This is a genomic window from Dolichospermum sp. UHCC 0259 (assembly GCF_009711935.1).
Classification (GTDB): domain Bacteria; phylum Cyanobacteriota; class Cyanobacteriia; order Cyanobacteriales; family Nostocaceae; genus Dolichospermum.
The window spans coordinates 1-22,466 of record NZ_VIKX01000194.1 but is presented as its reverse complement, the minus strand read 5'-3'; the positions used below and the strand labels follow the sequence as shown (position 1 = coordinate 22,466).

General features: G+C 37.2%; 19 protein-coding genes and 1 pseudogene. 6 read left to right on the top strand and 14 right to left on the bottom strand.

Annotated elements, in window-relative coordinates; translation table 11 throughout:
• Nucleotides 1-16: 16 nt before the first annotated feature.
• The 3 genes from FJR05_RS15735 to FJR05_RS15720 form a co-directional block, all read right to left on the bottom strand.
• Entirely contained in the window at nt 17-511 is a 495-nt protein-coding gene (locus tag FJR05_RS15735; RefSeq protein WP_217385604.1) for a hypothetical protein, read from the bottom strand.
• Nucleotides 512-760: 249 nt separating this feature from the next.
• Nucleotides 761-2,320: a tetratricopeptide repeat protein gene (locus tag FJR05_RS15725; RefSeq protein WP_168644965.1), complete on the bottom strand. Its 1,560-nt coding sequence runs from the start codon at nt 2,318-2,320 to the stop codon at nt 761-763.
• 154 nt (nt 2,321-2,474) lie between these two features.
• Nucleotides 2,475-3,953, bottom strand: coding sequence for a hypothetical protein (locus FJR05_RS15720; RefSeq protein ID WP_168644964.1), 1,479 nt, complete (start codon nt 3,951-3,953; stop codon nt 2,475-2,477).
• Between the two features lie 520 nt (nt 3,954-4,473).
• On the opposite strand from FJR05_RS15720, the gene FJR05_RS15715 reads away from it, so the two are divergent.
• The 3 genes from FJR05_RS15715 (at nt 4,474) to FJR05_RS15705 (ending at nt 6,747) form a co-directional block, all read left to right on the top strand.
• Nucleotides 4,474-4,911, top strand: coding sequence for a hypothetical protein (locus FJR05_RS15715; RefSeq protein ID WP_168644963.1), 438 nt, complete (start codon nt 4,474-4,476; stop codon nt 4,909-4,911).
• Nucleotides 4,912-5,561: 650 nt separating this feature from the next.
• Nucleotides 5,562-6,173, top strand: a complete 612-nt coding sequence (locus FJR05_RS15710; RefSeq protein WP_168644962.1) for a peroxiredoxin — start codon at nt 5,562-5,564, stop codon at nt 6,171-6,173.
• A 37-nt stretch (nt 6,174-6,210) separates the two neighbouring features.
• On the top strand, nt 6,211-6,747 hold the full coding sequence (locus tag FJR05_RS15705) for a peroxiredoxin (RefSeq protein ID WP_168644961.1): 537 nt from the start codon (nt 6,211-6,213) through the stop codon (nt 6,745-6,747).
• Nucleotides 6,748-6,892: 145 nt separating this feature from the next.
• Here FJR05_RS15705 and FJR05_RS26990 read toward each other — a convergent pair whose 3' ends face one another.
• The 7 genes from FJR05_RS26990 to FJR05_RS15670 form a co-directional block, all read right to left on the bottom strand.
• Nucleotides 6,893-8,104: a hypothetical protein gene (locus FJR05_RS26990; RefSeq protein ID WP_217385603.1), complete on the bottom strand. Its 1,212-nt coding sequence runs from the start codon at nt 8,102-8,104 to the stop codon at nt 6,893-6,895.
• Between the two features lie 142 nt (nt 8,105-8,246).
• On the bottom strand, nt 8,247-9,275 hold the full coding sequence (locus FJR05_RS15695) for a hypothetical protein (RefSeq protein ID WP_371416900.1): 1,029 nt from the start codon (nt 9,273-9,275) through the stop codon (nt 8,247-8,249).
• 469 nt (nt 9,276-9,744) lie between these two features.
• On the bottom strand, nt 9,745-10,725 hold the full coding sequence (locus FJR05_RS15690; protein ID WP_168644959.1) for a DnaJ C-terminal domain-containing protein: 981 nt from the start codon (nt 10,723-10,725) through the stop codon (nt 9,745-9,747).
• A 161-nt stretch (nt 10,726-10,886) separates the two neighbouring features.
• Nucleotides 10,887-11,342 (bottom strand): AAA family ATPase, encoded by a 456-nt coding sequence (locus FJR05_RS15685; RefSeq protein WP_168644958.1) that lies wholly within the window; start codon nt 11,340-11,342, stop codon nt 10,887-10,889.
• A 110-nt stretch (nt 11,343-11,452) separates the two neighbouring features.
• Entirely contained in the window at nt 11,453-12,742 is a 1,290-nt protein-coding gene (locus tag FJR05_RS15680) for a glucose-1-phosphate adenylyltransferase (RefSeq protein ID WP_168644957.1), read from the bottom strand.
• A gap of 341 nt (nt 12,743-13,083) precedes the next feature.
• The gene (locus FJR05_RS15675; RefSeq protein ID WP_168644956.1) at nt 13,084-14,490 is read right to left on the bottom strand and encodes a DUF2079 domain-containing protein; all 1,407 of its coding nucleotides are present in this window, start codon (nt 14,488-14,490) and stop codon (nt 13,084-13,086) included.
• A gap of 11 nt (nt 14,491-14,501) precedes the next feature.
• Entirely contained in the window at nt 14,502-15,701 is a 1,200-nt protein-coding gene (locus FJR05_RS15670) for a hypothetical protein (protein ID WP_168644955.1), read from the bottom strand.
• Between the two features lie 241 nt (nt 15,702-15,942).
• Here FJR05_RS15670 and FJR05_RS15665 point away from each other — a divergent pair, with 241 nt between their 5' ends.
• The 3 genes from FJR05_RS15665 (at nt 15,943) to FJR05_RS15655 (ending at nt 19,471) form a co-directional block, all read left to right on the top strand.
• The gene (locus tag FJR05_RS15665; protein WP_168644954.1) at nt 15,943-16,542 is read left to right on the top strand and encodes a Uma2 family endonuclease; all 600 of its coding nucleotides are present in this window, start codon (nt 15,943-15,945) and stop codon (nt 16,540-16,542) included.
• A 190-nt stretch (nt 16,543-16,732) separates the two neighbouring features.
• Entirely contained in the window at nt 16,733-18,226 is a 1,494-nt protein-coding gene (locus FJR05_RS15660; protein WP_168644953.1) for a mannosyltransferase, read from the top strand.
• 48 nt (nt 18,227-18,274) lie between these two features.
• Nucleotides 18,275-19,471: a 1-deoxy-D-xylulose-5-phosphate reductoisomerase gene (locus FJR05_RS15655; RefSeq protein WP_168644952.1), complete on the top strand. Its 1,197-nt coding sequence runs from the start codon at nt 18,275-18,277 to the stop codon at nt 19,469-19,471.
• 66 nt (nt 19,472-19,537) lie between these two features.
• On the opposite strand, the gene FJR05_RS15650 is transcribed toward FJR05_RS15655, so the two are convergent.
• The 4 genes and pseudogenes from FJR05_RS15650 to FJR05_RS15635 all read right to left on the bottom strand — a co-directional run.
• Nucleotides 19,538-20,275 (bottom strand): hypothetical protein, encoded by a 738-nt coding sequence (locus tag FJR05_RS15650; RefSeq protein ID WP_168644951.1) that lies wholly within the window; start codon nt 20,273-20,275, stop codon nt 19,538-19,540.
• A gap of 1 nt (nt 20,276) precedes the next feature.
• Nucleotides 20,277-21,416, bottom strand: a complete 1,140-nt coding sequence (locus FJR05_RS15645) for an AAA family ATPase (RefSeq protein WP_168644950.1) — start codon at nt 21,414-21,416, stop codon at nt 20,277-20,279.
• A 35-nt stretch (nt 21,417-21,451) separates the two neighbouring features.
• A complete protein-coding gene (locus tag FJR05_RS15640) occupies nt 21,452-22,066 on the bottom strand; it encodes a 2OG-Fe(II) oxygenase (RefSeq protein WP_168644949.1) in 615 nt (204 codons plus the stop codon).
• Between the two features lie 2 nt (nt 22,067-22,068).
• Nucleotides 22,069-22,359 (bottom strand): annotated as a pseudogene (locus FJR05_RS15635) (ribonuclease III domain-containing protein); the annotation flags it as partial.
• Nucleotides 22,360-22,466 lie beyond the last annotated feature (107 nt).

The window sequence follows — 22,466 nt, the reverse complement described above, 5'->3', positions numbered from 1 at the left end:
CCTACTTCTACCTACCCTATAAACTCTCGAAAGTGGGGGGAGAGTGAAAAACTACTTTTATTTCTGTAATTTCCAGTATTAGTTCTGGCTCTAGGGCATCTCTAATCAGAGTCAACATCCCTGAAGAATCTTCAGATCCAGAAACAGGGACTTTGTACCTTTTCAATGGAATCAGTACAGGAATTCGAGGCTCTGGTTTCTCAAGCTCGGCTTTTGCAAAACTAACCAAACAGCGTAAAAGTGCGGTTGATTTGCCTACACCCGGCGAACCGACTAATAAAATATGCTCGGATTCGATGTAGTCCTCAATTCCTTTGAATATCGGCAGTGAGATTATTTGCGCCTTTTTCTCCGGTGCGTCTGTTGGCTCTTTAGTTTGCACAATTTGCTCAAATGAGAAAGTTGCTTGTTGAGCGGCGATTGTTTCAGTCAACGCATCTTTAGTCCACCACTGTTCATAGCGGTGACATATTTCTTGCAGATAGGACTGGAACTCGCTGGAGGCAACCATGTAAAAACTGAGCTACATTATTTTAAGTGAGTATTATTCATAATAAGCGGCTTTTCGGATCATGTCTAGTTTTATTCATAAAATCTCTAACCTTTTTCATCCTGCATTTAAATCCATCATCGTCTCGTAAGTTGCCACATTAAATCCATGATCTTCAAATAGCTTTTTAGCAAATTCGTTTTGTGCTGCAACTACAAGTATCAATATTTGTGAACCTAACTGTTTTGCCGCATCTACTAATCTTATTTATTAGAAATTTAAAATATCTAAAGATGCTTCTATTTCTAATTCTATTATTCTCGCTTTTATATCTTGATATTCTGCTAATTTTCCCTCTTGCCAATATAAATCTGCGGCTTTATGGAAATCTGCCACCGCTCCTTGTTTGTCGGCAATTTCTAATAGGGCGTTTCCTCGGTTATAATAAGCATTAATATAGTGAGAATTCATTTTCACTACTTGGGTATAATCGGTGATTGCTGCTGCATATTTTCCGAAATCAAAATTAGCATTACCCCGACAATAGTAAGCATCAATATCATCAGGATTAATTTGAATGGCTTGGGTATAGTCAGCAATTGCTCCTTCATAATCTCCTAATTCAACCCTATCATATCCACGATTTTTGTAGCCAATAGCATCATCAAAATCAATATTAATTACTTGCTGTGATTTCTGTTGATCATCTAATAGGTAACGAGATATTTGTCTATCTTTTTGTGTGGTAAAATAATCAGGATTTAGCTTAATTGCTTGATTATAATCTTCAATTGCTCCTTGAGTATCACCAATATGAGAGCGAACATCACCACGATTTTTATAATTAATTGCAATATGGGGATTAATTCTAATCGCTTGGGTATAAGCCTCTATAGCTATTTGATAATTCCCTATTTGATAATGTGTCAAACCTATTTGATAATAAGCTTGAGGATGATTAATATTAATATTGATTGCCTGACTATAATTAGTAATTGCTGTGTGATAATCGCCTAATTGATAATTAACTAAACCTAGTTGATAATAAATATCAGCATCATTATTATTAAACTGTAAGGCTTGATTGTAACTATTAATTGCTGCTGCATACTCCCCTTTTTGGAAATATTCATCACCAAGATTTAAATAAAAAATAGTTAAATCCACAGGTGGAGATTGGGGTTTAATTATTTGATTTTGAGATAAATTAGATGGATAAGAATTTGCTGAAGTGGAAAATTGTTCTAAATAGGAAAATAAACCCCCACCATACAATAATTGATTAATCCCAAAGGAAATTTTCCCAGTTTTCAATTTAATCATTTGCGTGGGTAGAAATCCAGCTAAAAAAAGATGATATGCAGATTGTGCTTCATTGACTTCTTCTTGAATCAAAATACAGACAATGACTGCATTTTTTTCCACTTCTTCAGCACTAACTGACCATCTGACTCTATCAATACTACCGTGACGAGATTTGACTTCAACGCCAATGGCAGAATTAGCAGTGAGTGTAAAATCACTTTTACCGTCACCACCAAAGCGTTTTTCATAATCTACTTCCGTAATAAAATTAGCTAATCTTTCCTTAACAACTTCTTCGCCTAATTTACCTTTAAGATTATTAATAAAAACGTCACGGACTGGAGAAGTGCGTTTATATTTTTCCGCCATTAACCAGCAAAATTCCCGTAATGCTTTTAATCTCTCACCAGAAATAATGGTTAATTCACTATGTTGACCTTCGATTTGACAATGAAGTAGACAACCAGATGTTAACCTGTTCAGAAAGTCAGATTGTAGCGATCGCAGGAGAGTAATCCAATCCATGTATAATATTTCTGCGGTCTTTTTATGTAAGGGTTTAACTAGGTTTAACTATGGCAAACCCTTACAAATCTATAGGAATCCAGTTCAAAAAAAGTACGTAGGGTGTCTAAAGCTTAAAGCAGAGACACAACGCACCAAATCTTTAATCATGGTGCTAAGGATTTTTTCTTTCTTCCTTGATTTGGCGTAAGGTTTGGATCAGTTTTTTACTAGATTCGGTAGATACAGCGGCAGCATCACTACTGGGTGTTGCTGAAGTGATAGGACTAAGAGTATTTACTGATGGAGTTTCAGGACGACTTTTAGTATTCTCAATTTCCGGTGATTTTTTAGAGTTGGGAGTTACTGAAGGTTGTACTTGAGGTTCAGGTAATTTTTGAGAATTTGGAGTTACTGAAGGTGTTATTTGAGGTTCAGGTAATTTTTGAGAATTTGGAGTTACTGAAGGTTTTGTTTGAGGTTCAAATACCTTTTCTGTATTTGAAGTAGGGGAAGGTTGAATCTTAGAACTCACACCTGTAGCAGTGGGATTATTTTGGAACTTCAGTTGGAAAGGATAAGAACTAATTAACTGCTTATCAGCTTGAGGTGGATTGGCGCTGAAAAATTCTCTAACCTTAGATTGTAGCTTTGGCGATTCTGTTCCTGCTTGGAACTTAATATCTAAGACCTTGCCATCTGAATCTACAACTAATCTACCCACAACTGTTCCTTCCATCTCAGGTGTATCTGTAGAGATGGTTTCCCGAATTACCCCTTTCTCTTTTATATTGGGGTATTCTTGGCGAATATTTTGTCTAAGAGTATTGTAAGAATTCAGTTTAGCCAGTAATTGCTCCGTTCTTTTGCCTTTTGATTCAGACTCATTAGTGATGATTTCTGGTGATTTTCCCTGAGCATTATCTGTTAAAGCTAATTTTTCTCCATTTTCAGGGACTTTAATAGCATTATTTCCTGATTCCACTGTTTGTGGCGTTAAAATACCCGCTGTTGTTGTACTGCCAATATCAATAGCTTCAGCAGATGGATTATTTAGTGGTTCTCCTGGTATTTCATTACTTTGTCGCAGTTCTGGCAACTTATTAATATCTAGAGGTGCAGTTTCTCGTATTTGCTGATCTAAATTATTGACAAAAGGAGAGATGGAAGAAGTTGGGGGATTATATGTACTTCTGGCTGGCAATCTAGACATTGCCATTTGTAAGTCATTGCGAGTCAATCTTTCAATAGATTGCTTACTGGGTAGATAAGAAAGGTTCAAGTTGGTTGACGAACTCGGAATAACTGGTAACACCGACTGACTAGATAATTCCGGTTGTAAACCAGGATAGCTAGTTAATGGACTGCTCGAATTAACACCTGGTAGTTGTTGCTGTAGAGGTAATTGGGGTTGCTGTAAAGCTACCTGGGATGTAACTGGGGGTTGTGGTAATCGGCTTTGATCAGCAGCGCTCAATTCCATCAATCCCACTGCTTTGGGTGAGTCAGTTTGAGAAGATTGATTAGAGTTAACTGGCATTAATGGTACAATCAAGGCAATAGCACCATGTATACCCAGGGAGGCTATGGCAGCTATTCCCGTTGGTTGGCTGAATATTTCTGGTATGTTTTTTAAGAGAGATACGTAAGACATACTGTTATGGTTGATTCTGATCGGTGAAAGTTGAATAGAAATTTTATCAACAAAGAATTCAGGGGTTATCCCAATCGTGAAGTTAATATCCCACAGGATCATCTACTTAGGGAAGGGGAATAACGATACTCAAGGTAAAATTGATTAACTCCTGAAATTTGTGTCTTCTGAATTATTTTTTATTTTTTAGACTATTTTGCCCTTGCCAAGACGCATCTTATTCCCATACATAATAACTTCCCCAGGGGATAAGTTCAACAGGGGAATTAATGATATCTTCAGTTTTTATGTTCACGTGATCTCAATAGGGAGCATAATTCTAGCAACAGACTAAGATTCAGCGATGTCTATAACCATAACAATCTCCGTTGACGCATCCTGGAAACGATGGAGTGCATCACCGTCAAAAATCTCCGAATCCTATACTCTTCCCTGTTTCTGGACTCCATGAATGAATTTAATTTTATCCAACTACTTATAAGATAATAAATCAAGCAATTTGATACGTAGGAGTATGAAAATGGGACTAAGTGAAAAAATCATAAATTCTGGTCAGAAAGACTTAATTGTTCAAGACTGCTGCACTATGATAGACGCGCAACTAGCATCTAAGTCAGGCATAAGTGGTATGACACTAAAAGCCGCCTTTGCTGCACTGAAGGGAATTCAACCGGGTTATATTCCCAATGTCATTGAGTCTCTGCTACCAGTTTGCTTAACTGCAATTGACCCCATCTGGAGTGAAGGAGTGGAACAGGGTGAACCAGTGAAATACCTCACAGCCAATAGTAAGCGAACAGCTAATGCGCTCTTAGGTGTAACTGATGAGAGGGTTAAAAATACAAAACGCCAAATTGTGCGAGGAACTTACGAAAAACTCCGTAATTCCGCTGAAAAACACGTACAAGAAGCAGTACCAGATTTAGCTCAAGTGATTGGTAAGTATGCTAATAACTAGCTGAAAATAGAAGTCAGTCTTTAGATGCGCTTCCATGTAGATAGGGGAGCGCATATCCCTGATTCGTGATATAATTTGTTGTTGATGATATTGAGTTAAAAAGTCCCTAATAGTCCGAAAACATGGGTTTTGAAAGACTCTCAGGGTGTGAGTTGAATCTAACGGATGTCAGTAACCCAGCCCTAAAGGGACTGAGCTTGCAAGAGTAATCAGGCAAGCTGTGCTGACCAGACCACCTTGAGCTTAGTCTCATGGTAGCCGTTATTTAAGTCACGACACCCCGGAATGCGTAGCTAGTTCCCTGCTCTGTCACTTGCAATTAAACAGTTTTAAGGTCACTGAAACAGTGTTGCAAGTCTAAAAAGCTTTTATAACTGGTCGAAGCTAACATTACCCCAGAAATGGGAGGCTCTGAGTGAGCAAAACATTATGCGTACAGAGTTAGAGAATTTGAATCGGTAATTGTCCCGTTGAAAGTACATCACAAAAGTACCTCGAATTTGCTAACTCCAAGGCGGTAATGAAAAAAGATTCAAAGCGGTTAAAACCGCCCGTGTCGTTTCCCTCTCAGGGCTAAAGCCACGCTCGTTTCCCACTTACCGGGTATTCTTATGATATTAATTTAAATTAATTAAAGGAGAATTACATTAATGACACTTACCTATGGAACAGAGGGATGTCTCCGTATTGGTCAACAAGCTCCCGATTTTACAGCAACAAGTGTAGTAGATCAGGAGTTTAAGTCAATTAAATTGTCCGATTATCGTGGTAGATATGTTGTGCTGTTGTTCTATCCCTTAGATTTTACCTTTGTTTGTCCAACTGAAGTGACAGCATACAGCGATCGCTACCCAGAATTTAGCCAACTAAATACAGAAATCTTGGGTATTTCCGTTGATAGTGAATTTTCCCACCTCGCTTGGATTCAAACAGATCGTAAATCGGGTGGAGTCGGTGATATAAATTATCCCCTAGTTTCCGACATCAGAAAAGAAATTAGTGCCGCTTACAACGTTCTTGACCCAAATGCTGGTATTGCTTTACGCGGGTTATTTATCGTAGATAAAGATGGCATCCTCCAACACTCCACTATTAATAATCTAGCCTTTGGTCGGAATGTGGATGAAACCCTGCGAACATTACAAGCAATTCAGCACGTTCAGTCCCACATTGATGAAGTTTGTCCTGTTAATTGGCAACCTGGGGACAAAACCATGAATCCTGATCCCATCAAGTCTAAAATTTACTTTGCTGATATTTAGAGAATGTGGTAATTAAACTCTTAAATTTGAATTTTTTATGCTGACTTCAACTGATTTTACTGGCTTATTTAATGAGAGATTTTTCCATAATTTTCTACCTATACCGGCGTTAGATAATTTTAGATTGGGTGTAGGCACACCAGATTTTAAACTATCAGATATTACTAATAATGCTGTAGTTAAACTATCTGATTTTCGCGGTAAACAACCTGTAATAATTGCCTTTACCAGAATATTTACTGAAAAGCAATATTGTCCATTTTGTTATCCCCATATTCAAGCTTTAAATGATAACTATGAACAGTTTAAAACCCAAGGAATTGAAATTTTATTAATTACCAGCACCGACAAAAAGCAAAGTCAAATAATAGTTCAAGACTTGGGCTTAAAAATGCCATTATTAAGTGATTCCAGTTGCCATACATTTCGTATTTATAAAACTGGACAAGCATTGGGAGCGCCTTTACCAGCACAGTTTGTATTAGATAAAGATGGCAAACTGCTCTACAGACATTTATTTTCCTTTTTAGATCATAATGCCAGCGTAGAGACACTTCTAGAAAAATATCATTAGGCTGGCAAATAGGCGGATAAATAACCGGGTTTAAGACCCCACCAAATCGTAGATTTGGTGGTCTTTAATCAGTCGCAGGTTTGAATCCTCGACTGATTGATTCTGACTCCTGGCTACTGACTCCTGACTCCTTCTTCAAAAGTTGCTAGTTGATCGCAGCTTTTAATTCTCTGAGTATTTTACCAATACCAACGAAGTCGGTATCCTTATAAAGTTTCTTGAGAGTTTCTGCATCGCTTGAGAGAATAATTCCGTTGTAGGCAACAATAGCATCGTTCAGCTGATTGATATTTACACTTAGCCCAGCACCGCTTTGAGCAATGACATAAACGGGTTTGAGAGCTTTAGTTCCTGCTATTAGCTGTCCTGATGTTGCTTGGGCTAGGGGCTGATTTGGTAAGGAAGCACCACCAGTAGAACCAAACAAACCAGTCATGGCTGTGACTAGTGCTGTTGCTAATTGTAGGGAAATACCCGCAGCAGTGAGACTAGTTGTCAGAGCTACCGCAGCCTGTTGTGACCCAGCCCCGCCTGTGACTAGTGAAGCAACGGATTCTGTACCACCATCCCCGCCTGTTGTACCACCTGTTGTACCATCCCCGCCTGTTGTACCACCTGTTGTACCATCCCCGCCTGTTGTACCACCTGTTGTACCATCCCCGCCTGTTGTACCACCTGTTGTACCATCCCCGCCTGTTGTACCACCTGTTGTACCACCTGTTGTACCGCCTGTTGTACCATCCCCACCTGTTGTACCACCTGTTGTACCACCTGTTGTACCATCCCCGCCTGTTGTACCACCTGTTGTACCGCCTGTTGTACCACCTGTTGTACCACCTGTTGTACCGCCTGTTGGACTAAGAGCCTGAACAATAGCAGCAGCCAACTGATTCACGGTAACCTGAGCTTGTGGAGAAAGAGAGATCACAATAGTGTTTGCTGTTGCACCGGTTGTTACAGTTATACCAGGTGAAGTTGGTTCTACGGTTGCTGCTGAAACGGTAACTGTAGATGATGCCGTAGTTGTGTCACCTCCTCCTGTAGTTGTGCCACCAGTGGTACTAACCGCCCACAGAGTACCTTCTGTGGAAACACCAGTTGTAATGGCGGTTGAAACACCAGGTATGATGGGAATGGTGATAGAAGTTCCTCCTATCGTTGTTGTTGTCGGTGTTGTTGTCGTTGTGGTTGGCACGGAAAAACCACTAGTTTGTGAAGCACTAGTAGCAGCGCCAGCATCAACACCGGCTGTACCTTTACTGGGACTGAAACTCTGGGCTTTGTTTGGTAACTGCCAAGCAAATAACAGCAGAGGACTCAAGCTGAGGGCAAAAATGAGATTTCTGGTTTTCAACATGATGATTATCTAAAATATGGAACTGTTTGACAATTGATGCTATAGTCACTGATTACCTGGATATTTTTTGGCTCTAATATCCCTTGAAATTTTTATATACAAGGGTTTCAGGTTTATCGCCACGCTACTCTATCAGCAAGCCCTATTTAGGCAAGAAATTGAAACCATAACCTATACTTAGCGCAAATGTTGTGCCGCCTACACTGTTATCTGTGAGATCCGCACCTTGGACTGTAATTGTTAAGGGTAACGTAGGCATAGGCACGAAGGAAGCACCAAGGTTTAAGCCAACCCCACTCCAGCCAAAGCCCACACCGATTTGGGGATGAACTTGCACACCTGCTCCAGCAAATACACCAGTACTGGCGTTACCTTGCCTAAAGTCACCACCTCCAACCCCCAGAGAGAATGAGACGGGCATTTTATTCACAGCATCATTAGGCCTTAAAAGAGAGTAAGTTGTCACCACACCATAGACGCTGGAAGGCCTGATTTCTTCACTACTGGCTTCAGTCTGATACTGGGCAAAGGCTTTCCAGCCAGCAGCTACACCAACTTGATTGGTTCCTTTAGCGTAGACAATGCGGTGAGCTTTTAAGTCAAAGGTGCCACTAGCACCAAAGTTTTTGACACTACCGTTGTTGAAGGATAATTCTAGACCAACTAGTTTTTGGGAATTACCTAAACCAAAACCAATGCTGGTACTCGCGTCTATGTCATTTATAGAGTTACCTCTATTACCAGCGGTTGCTGCTGATGCTCCCACAAACACGTCACCCATGTTAGCGCCGAAGGCACTGGGAGCAGCAAAACTGAGTCCAGGTGGGTAGGTTGGCTTAGGTTGTGCTATTTTGACTTTGATGAGGGGTTCAACTAGTAGCTCTTGGCGGATTTTATTAATATCATCCGGATTGCTGTCCGCTGTTTGTGCAATTAGTTGTGGTTGTTGTTGCTCAGAAATAGATTCAACCTTTGGTTCTAATTGTGCGGCTGTGACTACTTTATCTGTGATTAATTCACTGGGCTGATTTTCTTTGATTATGTCATCTGCTGCATTTGCGGAATTTACTGATACGGTAGTAGTAATCAGTAAACTTGGCAAGGTTAGCAGTAAACCCAAATAGCAAAGGCGTTTGTAATGATTAATTAGTCCAAGAGAATGCTTTTTCATCTTCAAAATATCACTCCTCACAAGATGTTATGCAGTGGCAAAGTCTATGCCCAATGTATATGGATGTACAATATGTTCTTAGATTTTGACTGAATTACAGCGAATTGTCATCAAACCTGGAACAAGAACCCCACCCCCAACCCCCTCCCCGCAAGCGATGAGGGGGCTAGGATGTACCTTATATGATTGGAAATCGCTGTAATATTCAGGCAAAATACTAACTATTTTGTATATATATCTACAAGAACTTGACCCCACACTTTTTATTGTATAGGAAATGTAACTTTAAAGGCAAGCTTTAGATAAGTAAATATTTTTTTTAATTACGAGTGTTTCAATATATATAATTTAATGTTAGGCTGTAGCAAAATACTACAGCGTGGGATGTGAAACATTGGGGAGAGTTTTTCGTAAGGGTTGCAAAATAACAGTTCTGGATCGTTTTTTAGGGAAATACTCTCAATAGTTCTTACAATTTAACTTGTGCCAAATGACTGCGGGGGTTGTAGGTGCGGATAGCCCGAATTTTTTCATAATATTCTCGTTCTTGGGGGGTGAGGTCTTTGGGAGGAGCGATCGCTACTTTAACAAATTGATCACCACGTCCACCTTTAGCTATAGGCCAACCTTTACCTCGTAACCGCAGAGATTGACCTGAACGAACTCCCGCTGGTAGCTTAACACTGACATTGCCATCGGGTGTGGGTACATCTATCGCTGCACCTAATGTGGCTTCATCAGGGGTAATTAAGACTTCACAAACTAGATTGTCCCCTTCTATTTGGAAAAAAGTATGGGGTTGTAATTCTACCTTTAAGTATAAATCTCCCCGTTGTTGACTCATGGGGTTAATTTGGCCTTTTCCTTTCACCCGTAAACGAGTCCCAGTTTTAGCACCACCAGGAATACGCACATCAATGGTTTCGTTGCCTAAACTGAACCGTTTTTGAACACCGGAAAATGCTTCGGCAAAAGTTAAAATAATTACTGCTTCTGTATCTTGTGTGCCGCCTGTACCGCTATCTGGAAAACCAAAATCGTTAAAACCGCCACCTGGTTTACCTGTAGAATTTCGGTAGGAGTAACTTTGTCGCCCGCTGCGGGGACCTGCACCACCAAATAATTCGTTTAAGAAGTCATTAAAACTGCCGTATTGACCAAAATCAACTCCTCCCATATCCGCACCAGGACTACCACCGGGAAAACCTTGACCGGCTTGTTTCCAATATTGACCAAATTGATCGTATTTTTTGCGTTTATCTGGGTCAGATAATACTTCGTAGGCTTCATTAACTTCTTTAAATTTGGCTTCAGCCTGTTTGTTATTGGGGTTAACATCAGGATGAAATTTACGGGCTAATTTGCGAAAAGCTTGTTTAATTTCTTCTGAAGTGGCGGTTTTACTAATTCCTAACATTGCATAATAGTCTTTAAAGTCGGTCGCAGCCATCTACTAGCCTCCTGTAGAAATTTACATTATGTTTTTCTAAGATATCTAAGATATGAGATTTATAGGCAAAAAGATTCTGATATTAAACTAACAAACCATTGCCATGATCAAGTGTGGTTCTTGCTGAATGGGCGATCGCAATTCCCGTACTCCTGCCATGATTAAAAAAACATAAGCTCATCTATTCCTTCTTCTATGCTAGGGGGAGCATCTTGAAGTTGACGGTGCATTCGGAGAATTATATCTTGGGGAACTTGGCGAATCCGTTTTTGATTTCGGGACAAACATAGCCAAACGGGAGTTTTTACCCAAACCCCCATAATATAACTAAAGCCACAATCACGGGCGAGAGTAATTACTTCCCGACGATTTTTCCTTTGGGCGTTGGTAGCATCAAAAATCACTTCTTGATTTGCGGTTATGGCTTGTTGTAATTGTCGTTCCAGTTCCCGCCAAATTAGCGGACAGGGTCCTTGAATTGCTTCTGAGCCAAAAAGCTGCCCCCGGATAGCATCTGTGGAAATTAGCTGCATCTGAGGGCATTCTGTCAATAATTGTTTTGCTAAGGTTGATTTACCGCTACCAGGCAGACCAATTAGCAAAATTAATTTAGTCATTAGTCATTAGTCAGTGGTCAGTGGTCAGTGGTCAGTAGTCAGTGGTCAGTGGTCAGTGGTCAGTGGTCAGTGGCAAAACAACGAACAACTGACAACGAACAACTGACTAACTAAATGATTGTACCATCAGGAATCACCGCATTTTTGAGAACAACAACAATACCACTACGGATGTAAAAGCCTTGCTTTTCTCTTTCTGCTTCTTGGATGTTGTCTTTGTTGATAATTTTCACATTGTTACCGATGCGGGCATTTTTATCAATAATGGCACGGCGAATAATGGTGTCTGTACCAATACCGACAGGAACATCATCTTGTTCTAAACTGCATTGTCTTTCTACAGATGGTTGGTAATAGTCAGCACCCATGATCAGGGTTTCTTCAATTATAGATCCTGATTCTATGCGCGATCGCACTCCCAAAACTGAATGTTGAATCCGACAATCTTTCAAAATACAACCTTCACCAATCATAGATTCTGTGATTTGGCAATTCAACAGTTTAGAGGGAGGTAAGTACCGAGCGCGAGTATAAATTGGCGCTGCTTCATCATAGAAACTAAAGGGAGGTAGGGGTTGCTTAGTCAGGGCTAAATTAGCCTCATAAAAAGATTCAATTGTCCCAATATCTTCCCAGTAGTCATCAAATAAGAAGGCTTGAACGTTGTGATCTTTAGCAGCTTCGGGAATAATCTCTTTACCAAAATCGGTTTGTTCTAAAGATTGTTTCAACAACTTAATCAAAACATCTTTTTTAAAGACATAAATGCCCATCGAGGCAATATATGGCTGTAATGCAGCTTGTTCTTTTGTCAATCCTAATACAGTGGTATCAACACGCATTTGCGCTAAAGCTTCACCTTTGGGTTTTTCGCTAAAGTCAATTACCCTACCTGAATCATTAATTTTCATCAAGCCAAAGTCTGAGGCGCGACGATCATCCATAGGAATTACAGAAAGTGTAATATCAGCATTGGTATCTCTGTGACGCTGGACAAACTGACGGTAATCCATCCGGTAGAGGTGATCACCGGAAAGAATCAGAAATTCTTCTACATCCCAATCTTGTAACATCCAGATGTACTGACGCACAGCATCAGCCGTACCTTGGAACCAGTTGGGGTTTTCTGGGGTTTGTTGTGCTGCTAACACTTCCACAAACCCATCGCTAAACCCACTGAAGTTGTAAGCACGGGCGATGTGACGATTCAGAGAGGCTGAGTTAAATTGAGTCAGGACGTAGATTTTGAATATTTCGGAATTGATGCAGTTGCTAACAGGTATGTCTATTAGACGATATTTCCCAGCCACTGGTACTGCTGGTTTGGCGCGGAGTTTGGTTAACGGATAAAGCCGAGTACCCGCACCCCCACCCAGAATAATTGCTAAAACTTTTTTCACAAAATTTCTCCCAACTGCCTTTCACTCTCATCTACAGTTTAGGACTGTATGTAACAACTGATAAAGGGGGATCAAAGAATCTTAGGGATGAATTTTTGAGATGGTGGTCAATTAGCCAAAATAGAACTTATGTACTATCGAAATGGGTGGCAAGAGAGTCTAAAATATTAAAGAGCGGTGGCGGCGATCGCTATTGTACTAAACGCAGGTAAGATATAAACCTTTGCAAAATGACAAAAAAACTAGATGTGTAGATGTTTATCTCCTGCTTTAACCCTACATTTAGAATCAAACAATCAAGCCATTTGGAGTATAAGCCAAATTTAACTTTGGAAAATCACCTAGTCCGTCAGCGGTGTAGTAATTTTTCTATTTACAAAGAGGTATACATTATCACGTTGATATTTCAAATTAAAATCAGAATTTTTTTGTAATTCCTTAACCAAATCATCATAATCTTCTGCCGTTGCCGCCCAACCAGGATTGCGGATATTAAGTAATATATAATGAAAATTATTTAACTCATTGAGTTTATATTTAAAACTAATCTGTTGTCTATGGGTTAAATGTGGAGTAATTACATCTGTAGTTAACACACTATCTTGAGTTTTTACTAAAGATATTGCTTCTTTAGTAGCTTGCCAATTATCTACAGAATGAAGATATTTAGAAATAAAGAAACCCCATTTACCTAAAATCAAAAACCAAATTAAAGACCATAAAAAAATTACTCTTTTTTGTTTTAGCCATGCTTTATCTGCTGCCATACTAGCAATTAATGCTAACATTATGAATGGAATTGCTGGCAAAGAATAATGTAAAACAACATTTTTTTGTGAAGGATGATCAGCAAGTATATTTACTGCTAAACAAGGAATTGCACCTATTAATGGTGTCATGTATTTGGGTATTAAACCCCAGATTACAGGTACTAATAAAAAAGACAAATATTCCAAATTTATAGCTGATAAAACGTTGCTAATAATAATTTTTGGTTGAAATAGAATAATTTGTAATGTTTCCGAAAGTGAATTTCCTAAATAGCTATAGCGATAAAAATGTCGGCTGACTAATGCTGCTTCACTACCGAAAAAAGGAATAATGATTTTGTTAGCAATTATAAACCATGCTAAACCACTAATAATAGCTATGACACCGTACAAACGTCGCTTTTCAAATAGTAGTAACCAAACGCCCATAGCTACTACTGTCAAGGAAAGTACAGCCTTACATCCCAATACTATCAAAACATTTATACAAAACCAAAATACTTTTTTGTTTCTTGCAGTTAAAACTGCTGTCAAAAGTGCAGGAACAGCAATAGTATCTGGATGAAAATCACACAAATTGCTGTTATATAGGACTGGATATAGTAGGTAAACAGCTACGATTCCTATTGCTTGATTGTCTTTCAACCCTGCTTGTAATGCGAGTAAATATGTAGAAAAAGCACCTAAAGACAAGGCAGCAGATTGAACCGCAAATAGCCAATAGACACTAGGATATATTTTATATAGTAAAGCTATAGGATACAAAATCCAAGCAGCATGATCAGCTAAAACATGAAAACCAAGTACAGAAGAAATTGGCAATTTTCCCTGACTAATTAGGTAAACTGTTTGATCGAAAAATGCTAAATCTCCAGATGAATTAAATAACTCATGCCGAATAATACTAGCTGCTAATAAAATTAAGGAACTAATGCCAATAATGACAGAAATATTATTTTTGGTTATTAATTTTTCCACACTAAAATTGATTATTTATTGATGTTTAAGGAAAAATCAGGTTTTGATTTCTGGTAAATCATATCACAATTTTGCACAATAAACCAAAGGGTAAAACCTAAAGGAATAGAAAACAATTGAATATATATAGGAGTTCCCAAGTAACTAACAAATGATGCCAATTGAACCGATATTGCTACCCAACGATATTGAGGAAAGTAAAAAGCAAAGATAATAGACAAAATATCTGTAGGGTAAAAATATCTTTCGTGCATTTTTGGCAAAAAATATGGCATAAAAAATACTGATATTGTCGCTAAGTATATCAGTCTATCTTGAGTAATTTCTAATTTACTTCTATAAACAAGATATGCTAATAAAAGTATGGCAGTTACAGTTAAAAGTAACCCTATAGGCACAACAATATTATAAAAATCGTTAGGAATCCATTGATAAAAATTAGGGACATTTTTAGCTAGTTCTTTATATTTATTAGATTGTTCAAAATAGACTAATAGTAATTCTGTAATTGGTCTCCCAGCAATCCAAGCTGGCAGCATTGCCACTAAATACACTAGGGGAATTATTGGTAAATATAACCAAGATATTCTTTTTTTAACTAACAAGATTAATAATAAAGGTGCTAAAAACATTGCTTGTAATTTAAATGAAATGGCTACACCAAAACTGATTAATGCAGGAATTTGTTTGTGAATAGATAAAAAGTAAACGCAAGCAATTAATCCGGTGGTATATATTACATCACATTGTCCCCAAAGGGAACTATTATAAATTACTGTTGGACTTAGTATGACAGCTAAAAAAGACCAATTTGCCATTCTTCCTACAGGATATTTAAGTTTGACAATTTTATAAGTAAAAAATGCACAAATAAAGTCAACAGTCATGGCAAAAAGTTTGATTGCCAGAATTTTTGGTAATCCAGAAAGCAGGGTAGAAGCAATCAAAAGCCAGTAAAGATAGGAAGGTGTATAATCAGCAAAACCATATTTCAAGGCACTAAATCCGCCATGAGAGGCGATAAAATCATACCAAGGATCTAAAAAATATTTATAATCTACTGATTTATTGGGAACACAAACTAATCTGATTGTTATAGCAAAGATAATACCAATTGCCAAATATCTAGGAATTGGTAGTTGGCAAGAGTTAAATATATAATCAAACTTATCCTTGATTGACTTCAATAATGTTTCGTGTGAATTATTCATGATTATTAATTATGATATTTTTATTTTTGTAAATTGTATTTTAAGAAAAACAGGAAATACCGTACTATTATTGATATTTTCAGTAAAAAGTTTACTATCACTAACGTATTAAAACTTACCATACTTTGGTTAAATCTCTAATGCAACAGATGAAAAGTATTAGAAACTTAATAGACAAAAACTTAATCAATAATTATTACTGATATGTTAAACTAACAAACATCGTTTTCTGATCAAAAATATGCAATTAATTGCAAAGCAATATTACACCCCAGAAGAATATCTGGAATTAGAAGCCACTGCTGAGTATAAAAGCGAATACATTAACGGACAAATAATTCATAAAGCTGGTGCATCTATAAATCATAACCGAATTACAGGTAATTTTTGCGCTACGCTGAATTTTGCCTTTAGACAACAAGACAAATATGAGGTTTTTAACAGTGATATGCGTCTATGGATACCTCAAAAACTAATATACACTTATCCAGATGTGATCATTATTGCAGATGAGCCGGAATTTTTCAATAATCGGACAGATACAATCACAAATCCCCAGGTAATTATTGAAGTTTTATCCAAATCTACTAAAAGTTATGATAGAGAAGATAAATTTGCAGCTTACAGAACAATTCCCACTTTTCAAGAATATCTATTAATTGATCAAAACCGCATTCATGTAGAACAATTTTTCAAAACTGGGAAAAAAAGATGGACTTTGTGTGAGTATGATGCAGAAGATGGAAACATATCTCTGGAAACCATACATTTTGAAATTTATTTACAAGATTTATACAATAAAGTAAAGTTTGAACTTGTGCAACCAGAAACAAATGGGTAAATGTTGACTGTTTATAATATTCTGGAGATATTACCAGATTAAGATGAAGCTGCATGGAATAGGAGTTGAATAATTATGGAACGCAGATAAACGCAGATGAACACAGATAAATTTGGATGAATTTATGGATTTCATGATTCTGTGCAACATCTGATAAAATTAGTATGATTTCTTTCAGTTAGAATAACAGATGAATCGCAAATTTAACTTAAATAATCTATTATTAAGCCTCCTAATTCTTCTAGCATTAATATTGCGGGTTTGTGTTGCTTTAAGATTTCCTAATATCTTTTGGGCAGATGAGATTTTCCAAACTCTAGAACCTGCACACCGACTTGCTTTCGGTAATGGTATTGTTACCTGGGAATTTCGAGATGGGATTCGTTCTTGGGTATTACCAGCTATTCTTGCAGGTATTATGCGTTTAACAGCATGGCTGGGAGAAGGTTCTACTGGATACTTAATAGGAAGTAATATATTTTTGTCTCTACTTTCTTTGAGTAATGTTTTAGTAGCATATCTCTGGGGAAAAAAATTAGGGGGAACAATTACAGCTTTGATTTGTGCTGGTATTTCTACTATCTGGTTTGAACTTATTTACTTTTCTCCTAAAGCTTTTACTGAAGTTGTGGCTACACATTTTCTGTTACCAGGAATATATTTAGGGTTGAATAAAAATTCATTTTCACAGAGAAATCGGCTATTTTTATCAGGATGTTTGCTGGGAATATCTTTGGCATTACGAATACATTTCTTACCTTGCATTGCTTTTATTCTAATTTACATTTGTAGGAAAGATTGGCAGCAAAAGTGGTTGCCTATGCTAGGAGGAATTTTTGCTCCTGTACTTATCTTTGGAACGGTTGATGCCTTTACTTGGGCTTATCCTTTTCAATCTTTTTGGTTAAATATTTGGGTGAACCTTGTAGAAGGTAAAAGTAAACTTTATGGAGTTTCTCCTTGGTATGAATATTTAATTTTCTTGTTAAAAAGTTGGTCTTGGCTATTTGTGCCGATTATGATTCTTGTTCTGATAGGTTCACGTCGTCTGCCTATTTTGGCATGGTCAGCGTTAATTATTATCTTGTCTCATAGTTTATTGGCTCATAAGGAATATCGGTTCATTTATCCAGCATTATCAATGCTGATGATATTAGCAGGATTAGGTACGGCAGAATTAGTTTTAAATTTATCGCGCAAGTGGAAGTCGCATCAAAAAATAGTTATAGCAACATTAATTTGTCTTTCTCTTTGGACTTCCACTTCTATAGCTCTTATGAGCCGATTTAATATTTATAATGATTTGACTTTTTCTACTTTTGGTACTGATTTGAGAAATACACATTTATATGCTACAGCTAATAATTTACTAGCCTTACAAAGCTTAAGTAAAAAAAATACTGTTTGCGGTCTTGGTCTTTGGGGTGTTCATTGGGCTTTATCAGGAGGGTATACATATTTTCATCATAATGTTCCTATATTTCCAGTGGAGAAGATAGCAGATTTTGCAGCACTAAAAGCAGGTTTTAATTACGTTGTTGGTGATATGTCCATACCATCTGAATATAAAAATTATACTTTGCAAGAATGTTGGCAAGGAACTTGTGTTTATAAGCGTCCAGGTTCTTGTAGCCAGATTATAGATCGTGATATCAATTCTGTTCTCAAAAAATCGGGAAATTAGTAGCCTAAGCAATTTATATTTAAAATTACCGTTAATTATTAAATAATTGTGAAAGCTATTACTCTGCTTGGTTCTACTGGTTCGATTGGTACTCAAACCTTAGATATTGTCTCTGAACACCCAGATAAATTCCGTATTGTGGGATTGGCTGCTGGACGGAATGTGGACCTATTCGCGGCGCAAATTCGCCAGTTTCGTCCCCAAATTGCGGCTATTTCTGCGGCTGAAAAGTTACCGGAACTCAAAGAAGCTATCAAAGACTTGAATCCTCAACCCATTTTACTGGCTGGGGAAGCGGGAGTGATAGAAGTTGCCCGTTATGGCGATTCTCAGACGGTTGTTACTGGTATTGTTGGTTGTGCAGGTTTATTACCAACTATTGCAGCGATTGAAGCGGGAAAAGATATTGCTTTAGCGAACAAGGAAACTATCATTGCGGGCGCTCCTGTGGTGCTACCTTTGGTGGAAAAACACGGAGTGAAACTATTACCAGCCGATTCTGAACATTCGGCTATTTTTCAATGTTTGCAAGGTGTTCCTAAAGATGGTTTAAGAAAGATATTACTGACTGCTTCTGGTGGTGCTTTTCGAGATTGGCCTGTGGAAAAATTGCCAGAGGTAAAGGTTGCTGATGCTATTAAACATCCTAACTGGTCAATGGGGCGAAAAATCACGGTAGATTCGGCAACTTTGATGAATAAGGGTTTGGAAGTAATTGAGGCTCATTATTTGTTTGGTGTAGATTACGATAACATCGAAATTGTCATTCATCCTCAAAGTATTATTCACTCGTTAATAGAATTACAAGATACTTCTGTTTTGGCTCAACTTGGTTGGCCGGATATGCGTTTACCTTTGCTTTATGCTTTATCTTGGCCGGAGCGAGTTTACACTAATTGGGAAAGATTAAATTTAGTGAAATCTGGTGATTTAACTTTCCGTGAACCAGATCATCAAAAATATCCTTGCATGGGTTTGGCTTATGCTGCGGGAAGGGCTGGTGGTTCTATGCCGGCGGTTTTGAATGCGGCTAATGAACAAGCTGTGGCGTTATTTTTAGATGAGAAAATTCACTATTTGGATATTGCGCGGTGTATTGAATTTGTGTGCGATCGCCATCAAAATGATAACACACAAAATCCCTCTTTAGATGACATTTTGGCAGCAGATAAATGGGCTAGACAAGAAGTTTTCACAGCCATGAAAAAGGTAGCAACTCAACCACAGATAATTTCTGTAGGGTAAAAATAAATAGAATAAATAGATACCCGATTTCTTGAAGAAGTCGGGTATCTTGTTGTTGAATATATTTTATATATTTTCTTGGACATCTATTTTTGAGCAAAATTCTATAAATTCTTGAAAACTCTGCAAGTGATCTGGGTTTGTTTTAATTCTGGCTAATAATTGTTGAAGATAAAATCTTTCTTGTACCTCTTTTGGTCTAGATTTACTATAAGATAAATTACGTTCTTTGAAAATTTCTCTCAAATAACCTTCATGAAACAGGGCTTTTGTTTTATATCCAAAAATCTCTTGTTTGTTTTCTTCGTCTTGTTCAAACTCACTAGCTAAGTCTTCAGGATTATTTTGACTGACATCAAAATATTTAATGTATTTCTTTAAGAGTTCATTATTTTGTGGGTTTCTAACAAAAAAGTTTCTGTTTCCTAAGAACCAAGTTTCAATACAAACTTTTTGGATAATAATCTCTAATTTGCAATTTTTTGGTAAAGTTTGAAAAGGTTTACTTTGTAAATTGAGTTTAATTTTCTCGAATGCTTCCGCTTTTTTCTCAAAAACCGTCAACCTATCTGCGTCTGTGAATAGCACCAAGTAATCATATTTTGGAACTTCGTTAATTTCTTGGATAGCATTAGCAGCAACTCGATAACAATCAGGAACACCCATATCACTTTCATAATAATAGTTATTCTGACTGACAGCATCAAAACTATCCACTTCCGTTAAATGTGGAAGAAGTACAGATAACCACTTTTTATAAACAATCGCTTCCGTTTTCCCCTCAAATACAAAATAGAAATTCATATTACGATTGTTTTTCGAGAATTTTGGTTAATTGAAGAAATGCTTCTTGTTTAGATTTACCTAAATGATAATCTGACGCATTACGAATATTAATGTGTCCGCCTTTGCGAGTAACGATTTTCCAATATTCATAGGGAATATTATTGATAATATAAGGGTGATGACTTGTAGCAATAAATTGTAAGGTCTTATTTTCGTGAATTAAATCATCAGTCAATATATCAATACAATTGATTCCTAAACTATTTTCAAATTCATCAATTAATATTACAGTTCCTGGATTTGAAAGGTAAATTTCACTAATATGAATAAGTGTTCGCAACATACCCGAAGACATTATATCTTCTCTAATCCATTTTGGTACATATTTTTCTTTTATAAATACAAAAGCAGGAGAATCTTTAGCAATTAAAGTGGGCAATTCATCTGCTCCAAGAGGTTCAAGTTTGATATCTTCAATTTTTTGAAAAACATCAATAAATCTTAATTTAATTTTATTGAAAATATCTAACTTATGAAAATAACTTAGATATAGTTTAGTCCTAATATTTTCAGCACTATTTACTATTGTATCTAATGTTGTGTATTTACTTACAAGCGATTGCAAAGGTTGATTTAATAATCTAATATTATTTAAACTATTTCTTGTGTGATCATGATATTCTATTTTATTTAAAGCATCATAAACTTCTTTGATAATGCCGTCCTCTTTCAATATATATATAATTGATTGATGTGAAGAAAGTTTAGGCATTTCTTGAGTTTTAAACTTTATTTTTTCTTGATTACGTTCAACTAAAACATCATTTTTTGAAGTCAACTTTTCATATAGTAATAATTGTTTTTTGTTTCCCTCTGGATAATCAGGGTAATCTAAAATAAATTCTTTTGTTTCACTATTATCAAAACTACCTTCCCAAATAAATTCATTACCATTTACACTAGAAAACTTGATTTTCCATTCTAAACCATTTATACCTTTTCCATTAGCAATACGTTTTAAATCCAGAATTGCACGCAGAATTTGGGTTTTACCTGCACCAGAAACACCCACCAAAAGAGTTAAATTTGATGAAAAGTCAACTTCATCAAAATCCCAACCTAAAAAATTATTCTTGAGTCGCAGTGAAATGATTTTCATAATTTACAAAATATATAAATTGCTAATATTATAGTTTACTTCCTTTGTTTTTTCCCATTCCCTTGATTAGCCCTGGACTCTAATGTAAACTGTGGTATTTCCTCAAGTTCATCTTCAGTCAAACAATACTGTTCACACACAAGACTTAAACGATTTCCTACAGTTGTTACTGCATTTACAGAATGAGTCAAATCACCCTGGAAGTAAATTAAAGAATTGGTTTGGGGTTTAACTTGTCCAACTTGACGTTTTTGCGATTTTAGCACCAATTCACCTCCCTCCATATCCTCCGGGACACGCACATAAAGCACACTTACAAATGCAGGAGGTTCAACAGTTTTACAATAGGAACGCAAAGACCTGTCAATATGGGGGTCAACGCGAGAACCTGCTTTGAGGAGTAAAGGATTCAGATAAAAAGCATTACAATTTGGCAAAAGTGCCACATCTAAATAAGGCTTAAAATAGGGGAATTTTTGGACAACTTCGGCTAAACCCTGACGCTGGAATACGACAGAAAAGCCTTTAGTATTTATAAAATCCCGGTTGAGGTTATTAATAGCAAAGTAAGGACAAGCTTGGATTTCTCCCCATAAGTCTTGGAGATATTGAAGAGGAAAGGCGTTAGGATGTTGTTGATAGTATTTCACTGTTTTTTGCTAACCTGAGCAAGAATGCGATCGCTCACCAACACCGAACGAATAGCCGCAAAATCACCCACTGAGCAATCAGCGTAATGTTCCCACAATACCACAGCCGCCACGAGACGCACCACCGCATCGCCAACAAATTCTAGCTGCTCATAATTAGCAGTATCAGAGACGGTAGGATGAGTTAGTGCCAAGTCCAATAATTGCCACTTTATTGGTGCATTGATTGACAAACCAAACTTTTGGACTAAACTTTCAAGCTGCCGTTGACGGCGGGGATAAACGCTGGACATTAGGTAAGTGTGGAACAAAGGGATAATAACTATTAACTTAGCATTAAATTATGTAACTGTTCACACTCCCCCACTAAAAAGGAATTAGGAAGTAACAGGGATAGGAG